The 10,218-nt window shown below is 71.1% G+C and carries 11 protein-coding genes; 7 read left to right on the forward strand and 4 right to left on the reverse strand.

All coding sequences use genetic code 11. The annotated features are described in order from the left end of the window. The first annotated feature begins 14 nt into the window (after nt 1-14). From ppk2 to Ari01nite_RS16855, 3 genes are all read left to right on the forward strand, one after another. A complete protein-coding gene (gene ppk2 / locus Ari01nite_RS16845; RefSeq protein ID WP_203782204.1) occupies nt 15-971 on the forward strand; it encodes a polyphosphate kinase 2 in 957 nt (318 codons plus the stop codon). A 293-nt stretch (nt 972-1,264) separates the two neighbouring features. After that, nucleotides 1,265-2,221, forward strand: a complete 957-nt coding sequence (locus Ari01nite_RS16850) for a ribonuclease Z (protein ID WP_203782205.1) — start codon at nt 1,265-1,267, stop codon at nt 2,219-2,221. Next, nucleotides 2,193-2,696: a GNAT family N-acetyltransferase gene (locus Ari01nite_RS16855; RefSeq protein WP_203782206.1), complete on the forward strand. Its 504-nt coding sequence runs from the start codon at nt 2,193-2,195 to the stop codon at nt 2,694-2,696. The genes Ari01nite_RS16850 and Ari01nite_RS16855 overlap by 29 nt, the downstream gene beginning before the upstream one ends. Nucleotides 2,697-2,996: 300 nt before the next feature. Here the strand turns inward: Ari01nite_RS16855 and Ari01nite_RS16860 are convergent, their stop codons facing one another. Beyond that, the gene (locus tag Ari01nite_RS16860) at nt 2,997-3,314 is read right to left on the reverse strand and encodes a hypothetical protein (RefSeq protein ID WP_203782207.1); all 318 of its coding nucleotides are present in this window, start codon (nt 3,312-3,314) and stop codon (nt 2,997-2,999) included. A gap of 176 nt (nt 3,315-3,490) precedes the next feature. Between Ari01nite_RS16860 and Ari01nite_RS16865 the strand changes: the two genes are divergently transcribed. Then, a complete protein-coding gene (locus tag Ari01nite_RS16865; RefSeq protein ID WP_203782208.1) occupies nt 3,491-4,420 on the forward strand; it encodes a S1C family serine protease in 930 nt (309 codons plus the stop codon). 16 nt (nt 4,421-4,436) lie between these two features. Here Ari01nite_RS16865 and Ari01nite_RS16870 read toward each other — a convergent pair whose 3' ends face one another. Continuing rightward, a complete protein-coding gene (locus Ari01nite_RS16870) occupies nt 4,437-5,798 on the reverse strand; it encodes a cystathionine beta-synthase (RefSeq protein WP_203782209.1) in 1,362 nt (453 codons plus the stop codon). A 3-nt stretch (nt 5,799-5,801) separates the two neighbouring features. Further along, complete coding sequence (locus Ari01nite_RS16875; RefSeq protein ID WP_203782210.1) at nt 5,802-6,146, reverse strand: YkvA family protein; 345 nt, start codon at nt 6,144-6,146, stop codon at nt 5,802-5,804. A 116-nt stretch (nt 6,147-6,262) separates the two neighbouring features. Here Ari01nite_RS16875 and Ari01nite_RS16880 point away from each other — a divergent pair, with 116 nt between their 5' ends. Genes Ari01nite_RS16880 through Ari01nite_RS16890 form a run of 3 tightly spaced genes read left to right on the forward strand, consistent with a single transcriptional unit; the run spans nt 6,263 to nt 9,399 of the window. Continuing rightward, nucleotides 6,263-7,294, forward strand: coding sequence for an SGNH/GDSL hydrolase family protein (locus Ari01nite_RS16880; protein ID WP_438872177.1), 1,032 nt, complete (start codon nt 6,263-6,265; stop codon nt 7,292-7,294). A gap of 24 nt (nt 7,295-7,318) precedes the next feature. After that, nucleotides 7,319-8,107, forward strand: coding sequence for an SGNH/GDSL hydrolase family protein (locus tag Ari01nite_RS16885; protein WP_203782211.1), 789 nt, complete (start codon nt 7,319-7,321; stop codon nt 8,105-8,107). 47 nt (nt 8,108-8,154) lie between these two features. Continuing rightward, nucleotides 8,155-9,399 carry an acetyl-CoA C-acetyltransferase gene (locus tag Ari01nite_RS16890; protein ID WP_203782212.1) on the forward strand — a complete coding sequence of 415 codons (1,245 nt, stop codon included), beginning with the start codon at nt 8,155-8,157 and terminating at the stop codon, nt 9,397-9,399. A 589-nt stretch (nt 9,400-9,988) separates the two neighbouring features. Here Ari01nite_RS16890 and Ari01nite_RS16895 read toward each other — a convergent pair. Beyond that, nucleotides 9,989-10,218 (reverse strand): hypothetical protein (locus tag Ari01nite_RS16895; RefSeq protein WP_203782213.1); only part of this gene is annotated, 230 nt, incomplete at its 5' end.

Genomic DNA, 10,218 nt, shown 5'->3' on the forward strand with positions numbered 1-10,218 from the left:
GTATGCATTCACGCATGCAGTCGGAGGCGGAGCAGCAGCACGAGGAACAGCCGGTCAGCGAGCCGTACGACGGCCCGGTGGAGGCTCTGGGCGGATACCGGGTGGCCGACGACGATGACGACGACCCGGTCCTGCTCAACGCGGACGGCAGCCCGGTGGACACCTGGCGCGAGGACTACCCGTACGCGGAGCGGATGCCGCGTTCCGAGTACGACCACCAGAAGCGGCTGCTCCAGATCGAGTTGCTGAAGTTGCAGAACTGGTGCAAGAGCAGCGGTGAGCGGCTGGTGATCCTGTTCGAGGGCCGGGACGCGGCCGGCAAGGGCGGCACGATCAAGCGCTTCATGGAGCACCTCAACCCGCGCGGTGCGTCCGTGGTGGCGCTGGAGAAACCGAACGAGCGCGAGAGCACCCAGTGGTACTACCAGCGCTACATCAAGCACCTGCCGGCCGCCGGCGAGATCATGCTGTTCGACCGGTCCTGGTACAACCGGGCCGGCGTGGAGCGGGTGATGGGCTTCTGCACCCGCGCCGAGTACCTCGAGTTCATGCGGCAGACCCCGGAGCTGGAGCGGATGCTGGTGCGGTCGGGCGTCCACCTGGTCAAGTTCTGGTTCTCGGTGACCCAGGGCGAGCAGCGCACCCGGTTCGCGATCCGGCAGGTCGACCCGGTCCGGCAGTGGAAGCTCTCCCCCAACGACCTGGCCTCGCTGGACAAGTGGGGCGACTACACCGAGGCGAAGGAGGCGATGTTCTTCTACACCGACACCGCCGACGCCCCGTGGACGGTGGTGAAGAGCAACGACAAGAAGCGCGCCCGGCTCGAGGCCATGCGGCACGTCCTGAACCGCTTCGACTATGACAACAAGGACGAAGAGGTGGTGGGCGTCCCGGACCAGCTGATCGTGGGCCCGGCTTCGCTGGCGGTCGAGGGCACCGAGATGTCGCCGAGGGTATTCCCGCGCCTCTAGTGAGATAAAGCGTTGGCGGCAACCCGCCTCTCTGATTAACGTGGCGGTACACGTGAAGGGAGGTGGTCCAGAGTTGAGTATCAACGGGACTCGTGAGGTGGCTGTCCGCTAGCCGCTGTCCTCGACAGCTTTCGTAAAGGCGTCGAGACCGTGTGGCAGCGGTCCGGCGAGTATCAGACAGCCACCCGACCCCTGGGGATCCGGCCTTGTCCGACCGGACCACGCCCGTTCGCGTGCGTGGAAGTCCCCAGGGGTCGCTTCATTTGCGTCGCCCTTACCTTTGCGAGGACACGATGCGTGAGTTGGTGGTGCTCGGCACCGCGAGCCAGGTGCCGACCCGGTATCGCAGCCAGAACGGCTACCTGCTGCGCTGGGACTCCGAGGTGATCCTCTTCGACCCCGGCGAGGGCACCCAGCGGCAGATGATGCTGGCCGGCCTCGCGGTCACCCCGCTGCGCCGGATCTGCATCACGCACTTCCACGGCGACCACAGCCTCGGCCTGCCCGGCATCCTGCAACGGATCTCGCTCGACCGGGTCAAACACCCGGTCACCGTGCACTACCCGGCCGAGGGCCAGGAGTTCTACGAGCGGCTCCGGCACGCCACCAGCTACTGGGACCACGCCGAGATCGTCCCTGCCCCAGTGAGCGGCCCAGTGAGCGGCCCGGTGGGTGGCGCGGCCTTCGCGGTGGAGACCCCGGCGGGGCGCCTCACCGCGCTGCCACTCTGGCATTCGGTGCCCACGTACGGGTATCGCCTGGTCGAGCCGGACGCCCGCCGGATGATTCCGGAACGGCTGGCCGCGCACGGCATCGCCGGGCCGGCCGTGGGTGAGCTGCAGCGCACCGGGCGCCTCGGCGCGGTCACGCTCGACGAGGTGAGCCGGGTCCGCACCGGGCAGAGCTTCGCCTTCGTGATGGACACCGGCCTGTGCGACAACGTCTACGCCCTGGCCGAGGGCGTGGACCTGCTGGTCATCGAGTCGACGTTCCTGACCGAGGACACCGAGTTGGCCGGCCAGGTCGGCCACCTGACCGCGGCCCAGGCGGCCGCGGTGGCGCGCGAGTCGGGCGTACGGACTCTGGTCCTCACGCATTTCTCCCAGCGTTACCCGGACGCCTCGCGGTTCCTCGACGAGGCCCGTGCCGAGTTCGCCGGCGACATCGTGCTGGCCGAGGACCTCATGCGCATCCCGATGCCGGGTCGGTTAGTTTCGTCCGATGAGCGTCGCCCTGCGTACCGGAAATGATGTTGACCTTCCGGAGGTGGGTGCGCTGCACTATCGCTCCCGCAGCGCCGCCTATGCCGAAATTTTGTCCGCCGAAACGCTGGGCCGGCTGACCGGCGACGCACTGTCCGCATGGTGGGTCGAGCGGTGGAAATGGGAACGCGAGACGCACCGGCTCACCGTCGCCGAGGCCGCGGGCCGGCTGGTCGGCTTCACCTACGTGGGACCGAGCGAGCTGCCCGGCGCCGCCGAGTTGTACGCGATCCACGTGGACCCCGGCCTGGTCGGCACCGGGGTGGGACGGCTGCTGATGGGCAACGCGCTCGACCAACTGGCCACCCTGGGCGGCGACCGGGCCGTGCTGTGGGTGCTGGAGGCGAACGGGCGGGCGCGGCGGTTCTACGACCGCGGCGGCTGGGCACCGGACGGCGGCACCCGCGTCGAGGCGGTCAGCGGCGAGCCGGTGCCGCAACTCCGCTACGCCCACCCGCTCTAGAGAGCTCACTCGTTGGTGGACGGGAGCGCGCGACCGAAATGATGCGGGGGAACCTGTGGTCACGCGCTCCCGCCAACCGCCCCGCCCAAACCGGGGGTCGCGCCTGGCCGGAGGCGCTGGACCAGCGGAGGCGTGCCGGTCCTGATTCCAGTTCAAGGGCGGGTCTTGGTTGCGGGACTGCCGCCGCGCTGGCGGGGCGCAGCAGCATCACCGCCGGGCGACGTCGGCCGGGCCGGGAAAGCCAGGGCCTGCCGGGGGAGGTCAAGCTGACGGACGACGTCGGAAGTCTCGATGGAGTTGTCAGAAAAAGCCGCGGTTCTGCGTGCCACGCGGGCTGCCGTGCCGCCCCGGGTTGTCCTCCCGGCCGGCGCGCAGGCCGGGTATGGCCCGGATGCTGTTCATGTCGTGCCGGAGGGTCCACGCCTCCCGCCACGGCCGCCGGGCCGCGACCTCGGCTCGTTCGGCCAGCCGTCGCGGTGAGCACGGCCAGCGCCATCCACACCAGACGCAGTTGCCGTCGAGGCCCGCCTCGGCGTGCCGCCCGAGCATCTGCTGGGCGTCCCGCCAGAGCAGGCGATCCACGATGTCGGCCGGAACGGACTGGTCGGCGATGACCATTCGGTACCCTCCGTCGGGACGTGTTTCAACCTCCGTTACGACTCATACAACAGCAGCGCGCCACCTCGCGGTCGGACTTTCTGTGCGATTACCGCGACTATCCGTGACCGGGCCTGTTCGCCGTGGGCGGACGGCCGCCGGGCATCGAGCCCGTTCACCGCGTTGTTGAGGCCGTTATGGATCCCGAAGCTGCTGCTCTCGACGCGTACAGCCAGGTCGTGACCGGGGTTGCCGCCAGCCTGCTGCCGTCGGTCGCGGCGCTCGCGGTGCGCACCGCCCGGGGCGCCGGCGCCGGTTCGGCGGTCACCTTCACCGACGACGGCTTCCTGCTCACCAACGCACATGTGATCGCCGGGGCGAACGACGGCACGGCCGCGTTCGCCGACGGCACCGAGACCCGATTCGACGTGGTCGGCGCCGACCCGCTGTCCGACCTAGCGGTGGTCCGGGTGCACCAGGCCGGCGCGCCGGCCGCCCCGCTGGGCGATGCCGACCGGCTGCGGATCGGCCAGTTGGTGGTGGCGGTCGGCAACCCGATGGGACTGGTCGGCTCGGTGACCGCCGGGGTGGTGTCCGGGCTGGGCCGCTCGCTGCCGGCCCGGGACGGCCGCCGGGTGCGGATCATCGACAGCGTCATCCAGACCGACGCGGCCCTCAACCCGGGCAACTCCGGCGGTGCGCTGGGCGACGCCACCGGAACCGTGGTGGGCATCAACACCGCGGTGGCCGGGTACGGGCTCGGCCTGGCGGTGCCGATCAACTCGACCACCCGCACGATCGTCGGCGAACTGGTCGCCACCGGCCGGGTGCGACGGGCCTGGCTGGGCGTGGCCGGGGTGCCGGCGCCGCTGCCGCCCCCACTCGCCACCCGGCTGGGCCAGAAGATCGGCCTGCGGGTGGTCGAGGTGGTACCGGGCAGCCCGGCCGGCACCGCCGGCATCTATCTGGGCGACGTGCTGATCTCGGCCGGCAGCCAGCCGATCCAGAGCGTGCAGGCGCTGCAGCGGCTCATGCTGGGCCCGGCGATCGGCACCAACCTGCCGATCACCCTGCTGCGCCGCAACGCCCTGGTCGACGTCGTGACGGTGCCGGCCGAACTCGGCTGACCCCCGGCCGCTTCGCCTAGCTCAGGTGCGCCAGCAGGTCCTGACGGGTCAGCACGCCGGCCGGCTTGCCGTCCACCAGCACCATCGCGGCGTCCGCCTTTTCCAGCAGCGCTACCGCCTCGCTCACCGGCTGGCCGCCGCCGATCATCGGCAGCGGGTCGGCCATGTGCCGCTCTATCGTGTCGTGCAGGTGGGCCTCGCCGGTGAACAGCGCGTCGAGCAGCGCCTTCTCCGCTATCGAGCCGGCCACCTCGCCGGTCACCACGGGCGGCTCGGCCTTGAGCACCGGCAGCTGGCTGACGCCGTACTCGCGCATGTAATCGATGGCGTCGCGGACCGTCTCGGTGGGGTGCACGTGGATCAGCGGCGGCATGGTGCCGCCCTTGCCCTCGAGCGCGTCGAGCACGGTGGGCGCATCACCCGAGACCGTGCGCAGGAAGCCGTAGCGCGCCATCCAGGAGTCGTTGAAGACCTTCGAGAGGTAACCCCGGCCGCCGTCCGGCAGCAGCACCACGACCACGTCGTCCGGGCCGGCCTTGCGGGCCACCTCGAGCGCCGCCACCACGGCCATCCCGCACGAGCCGCCGACCAGCAGGCCCTCCTCGCGGGCCAGCCGCCGGGTCATCTCGAACGAATCGGAGTCGGAGACCTCGACGATCTGGTCGCAGATGTCCCGGTCGTACGTGGTCGGCCAGAAGTCCTCGCCGACGCCCTCGACCAGGTAAGGACGACCGGTGCCGCCGGAATAGACCGAGCCCTCCGGGTCGGCCCCGACGATCGTCACCGGGCCCTGCTCCTTGAGGTAACGGCCGACGCCGGTGATGGTGCCGCCGGTGCCCACCCCCGCAACGAAGTGGGTGATCTTGCCGGCGGTCTGTTTCCACAGCTCCGGGCCGGTTTCCTCGTAGTGCGAGCGGGGGTTGGCCGGGTTGCTGTACTGATCCGGCTTCCACGCGCCGGGCACCTCGCGGGCCAGCCGGTCGGAGACGTTGTAGTAGGAGCGCGGATCCTCGGGGGCCACCGCTGTCGGACATACGACGACCTCGGCGCCGTACGCCCGCAGCACGTTCTGCTTGTCCTCGCTGACCTTGTCGGGGCAGACGAAGATGCAGCGGTAGCCGCGCTGCTGGGCCACCAGAGCCAGGCCGACACCGGTGTTTCCGCTGGTCGGCTCGACGATAGTGCCGCCCGGACGGAGCAGGCCGGCCTGTTCGGCGTCCTGCACCATCCGCAGGGCGATCCGGTCCTTGACCGAGCCACCCGGATTGAAGTACTCCACCTTGGCCAGCACGGTGGCCTCGATGCCCGCGGTGACGCGGTTGAGCTTTACCAGGGGGGTATCCCCGATGATCTCGACGACGTTGTCGTAGTAGCGCACACCTCAGACTACGACGACGCGATTGCGTTCCTTCTCCCACTCCAGGAAGCGCTCGGTCTCGGCCAGCACCGAACCGGCCAGCCAGGTGATCATCACGGCATCGTCGGCCAGGCCCACGACCAGCAGCGCTGCCTCCGGAATGAAGTCCAAGGGCGAGATCACGTACGCCGTGGCAGCGGCCATCATTGCCACCCGGAGGCCGCCGTCGTACTGTCGGGTGGCGGTTGCCTTGATCATCCGGGGCAGTGCCGCGAGCCGTCTGCCCAGTGACGGCCCGCCCCGCGCACCGACCGTCAACTGCTTGGCGAGCGCGGTGAACGCCGCCGTCCGTTTCAGCGTTTTCGCCATCAGTGTTCTCCCAGCCTTCACCGGTGTCGAACTCCAGCATGACTTGTGCGCGCCATGATTGCCTCTCGCCAGAACGAGTTAGCCTCGAAATCCAAGCCGGATCTGGAGGGGGACCCGTGGGCGGCTTCGAGTTCACGGCAACGGATTGGCGCCGGCTCAAGCTGGCCGGCCAAATCGTCGGGGGCGTGACCGGCACCGTTGCCACCGTCACCGCGCTCTCGGCGGGTGTGCTGCAGTGGCAGGCGGCCGAGGCCCGCCGGGTGATTCCGCTGGCCGAGGCACCGCCCCCGCGCGGCGACGGGGTGTACGGCGTCAAGTTCGGGGGCAAACCGATCGTCATGGTGGTGCTGGGCGACTCCTCGGCGGCCGGGTACGGCGTGCACCGTCCCCGCGAGACGCCGGGCGCGCTGCTGGCCACCGGCGTCTCCCGCCGCCTGCACCGACCGGTCCGTCTCTACCGGGTCGCCGTGGTCGGCTCGATGTCGTCCGGCCTGCCGTACCAGGTGGACGCCGCCCTGGAGTACGAGCCGGACGTCGCGGTCATCCTGATCGGCGGCAACGACGTCACGCACGGCTCGGCCCGCGCCGCCGCGGTGCGCTACCTCTCCGACGCGGTCCGCCGGCTGCGCGCGACCGGCTGCAAGGTCGTGGTCGGCACCTGCCCGGACATCGGCGCGATCCAGCCGATCAAGCCGCCGCTCCGCTGGCTCGCCCGCAAGTGGAGCCGCGACCTGGCCGCCGCGCAGACCGTGGCGGTGGTCGAGGCGGGCGGGCGCACGGTGTCGCTGGGCAACCTGCTGGGGCCGATCTTCGAGGCCGACCCGGTCCGCATGTTCAGCTCCGACCGCTTCCACCCGTCCGCCGAGGGCTACGCCCGGGCCGCCGCCGTCGTGCTGCCCACCCTGCTGGCCCTGCTCGGCGAGGACGACCGCGCCCCCGCGCCCGCGATCCGCGGGCTGGAGGAGGCCGCACATGAGGCGGTCCGGGCGGCCGGCACCGAGGTCAGCACCACCAAGGCCGGGGGCCGGGCGGTGCTGCGCCGGCACCCGTGGTTCGGCGAGGCAAGGACCTGGTTCGGGCATAAGGCATCCGTTCCGAGCGGCCCCCCGGCGGCAGGCGCCGTAGGGTGGACCCCAGCGGATCAATAACGCAGACGGCGCAGGGAGGCGGGAATGGCGGGGCTGAACGCACGGATCGGCAAAGCGGCGGCTACCGGTCTGCTCGCCGCCGGAGTGGGCGGGTTTGCGCTGCTGGCCGGCGAGGTCCTGGCCGCCAAGGCCCGGCGCTATGCGAAACCGACCATGGGCCTGGCACTGCGCACCTCGATGGGCAAGGTCTCGGCGCCGTCGCTGCGCCTCGTGCTGCTCGGCGACTCGGCCGCGATCGGTGTCGGCGTGGAATGGCTGGCCGAGACGGTCGGCGGTCAGCTGGCCCGGCTGCTGGCCGAGGGCACCACCGACACCGGCGAGCGGCACGTGCTGCTCTCCAGCGTGGGCGTGGCCGGTTCGCGCTCGTCCGACCTGGCTACCCAGGTGGCCCGGGCGCTGCTCGGCGACAAGCCGGACGTGGCCGTGGTGCTGATCGGCGCGCACGACGCGACCAGCCTGCGCAGCCCCGAGGAGTCCGCCGAGCTGCTCGGCCAGGCGGTCCGCCGGCTCCGCGGCGCCGGCGTCCGGGTGGTCGTCGGCACCTGCCCCGACCTGGGCGCGCTGCGGGCCATCGCGCCGCCGCTGCGCCAGGTGGCCGGCATGCTCGGCCGCCGGATGGCCCGGGCGCAGGCCAAGGCGGTGCTGGCGGCCGGCGGCGCGGTCGTCGACCTGGGCGAGGAGACCGGCGGCGTGTTCCGGGCCGACGCCGGGACGCTCTGCTACGACGGCTTCCACCCGTCCGCCGACGGATATCGGGTCTGGGCGCACGCTTTGTACCCCGCGGTGGCAAAGGCCGCGATGACCGGCGTGTGACCAATCTGCACTACCGGGCGATGTTACTCACCAGTTAACGTTGGGCCATGCCCGAAGCAGTCATCGTCGCCACCGCGCGCTCCCCGATCGGCCGGGCCGTGAAGGGATCGCTTCGGGACCTGCGTCCCGATGACCTCGCCACCACCATCGTCGACGCGGCGCTCGCCAAGGTGCCGCAGCTGGACCGCACCCTCATCGAGGACCTCTACCTGGGCTGCGGGCTGCCCGGCGGCGAGCAGGGCTTCAACATGGCCCGCGTGGTCGCCACCAAGCTGGGCCTGGACGGCCTGCCCGGCGCCACCGTGACGCGCTACTGCTCGTCCTCGCTGCAGACCACCCGGATGGCGTTCCACGCGATCAAAGCCGGCGAGGGCGACATCTTCGTCTCGGCCGGCGTCGAAACCGTGTCCCGCTTCGCCCGGGGCAGCTCCGACGGCCTCCCGCCGGAGGCCGCCGCGCTGGTCGGCGGCGGCTGGGACAACCCGTACTTCGCCGAGGCCCGGGCCCGCACGGCGTCGTACGCGCAGGGTGGCCAGGTGTGGCACGACCCGCGCGAGGACGGCGCGGTGCCGGATGTCTACATCGCGATGGGCCAGACCGCGGAGAACTTGGCCCAGCTCAAGGGCATCTCCCGCGAGGAGATGGACGAGTTCGGCGTACGCAGTCAAAACCTCGCGGAAAAGGCGATAGCGGACGGCTTCTGGGAACGCGAGATCACGCCGGTCACGCTGCCCGACGGCTCCGTGGTCTCGAAGGACGACGGCCCCCGAGCCGGCGTGAGCCTGGAGGCGGTGTCCACCCTCAAGCCGGTGTTCCGCCCCGACGGCCGGGTCACGGCCGGCAACTGCTGCCCGCTCAACGACGGCGCCGCCGCGGTGGTCATCATGAGCGACACCAAGGCGAGAGAGCTGGGCGTCACCCCCCTGGCCCGGATCGTCGCAACGGGCGTCACCGCGCTCTCCCCCGAGATCATGGGCCTGGGCCCGGTCGAGGCCTCCAAGCAGGCCCTGCGCCGAGCCGGCATGACCATCGACGACGTCGACCTGGTCGAGATCAACGAGGCCTTCGCGGCCCAGGTGATCCCCAGCTACCAGGACCTGAACATCCCGCTCGACAAGCTGAACGTGAACGGCGGCGCCATCGCCATAGGCCACCCGTTCGGCATGACCGGCGCCCGCATCACCGGCACCCTGCTCAACTCCCTCCACTGGCACGACAAATCCATCGGCCTGGAAACCATGTGCGTAGGCGGCGGCCAGGGCATGGCCCTGATCCTGGAACGCCTGAGCTGATCGCCCAGCCCACCCCACTTCCGCCGGGTTCGGCCTGCCAGGAGCGGCCGAGCTCGGCGGTTTTCATTCCCACCAGCACGGCCGCCGCGGCACTGGGCACCCCACCGACCCGGCGGCCGTCCACCCACGCGGCCACCCCAGCTGTCGGGCACCCCATCCCGCCAGCCGCGCCCCACAGATCTTGACGCCGACCCCGGCGCTCGTCCCCGCCGTCGTCTGGCGGTGGTAGCTCCGAGTCGCGATCTTGAAGAGTTGGTGTTCGGCCGAACTCCGGTCGAACAGAAACTCGCCGGATCTATCGATGGCGCGCCACTATGAGGTAATTCGCAGCTTTTGCTCCGGTGGGTTTCCCGGCGGGTGGAATGATCGTCCGCATTCCAGGACAGGCCCACAATGTGGCCAGCGGATCCCGGCATGCGGTAGCGGTGCCCGGCGGCGGGAGAAGAGGCGCGCCGCTCGTGGAGTGCGCCCGCAGCGATCACCACGCATAACCCACGCAAACGGACAATGGCGATAGTCGAGATGACCGACGACCGTAGATCACCAAGATCCGGCCCTGCCTGCCCGCCAGTGTCCGGTTAAGCATCATTTATCGGATATGTTCCAACGGCTGCCGCACCAGCACCGCCATCGGCGGCCCCAGCGGCCCGGCGGCCCCAGCGGCCCGGCGGCCCAGCGGCCCGGCGGCCCAGCGCCCAGCGGCGCGGCGGCAGCCCAGCGGCCCGGCGGCAGCCCAGCGGCCCAGCGGCGGCCCAGCGGCCCAGCGGCGGCCCAGCGGCCCGGCGGCAGCCCAGCGGCCCGGCGGCAGCCCAGCGGCCC

This window comes from Paractinoplanes rishiriensis (assembly GCF_016862375.1).
GTDB classification, from domain to species: domain Bacteria; phylum Actinomycetota; class Actinomycetes; order Mycobacteriales; family Micromonosporaceae; genus Actinoplanes; species Actinoplanes rishiriensis.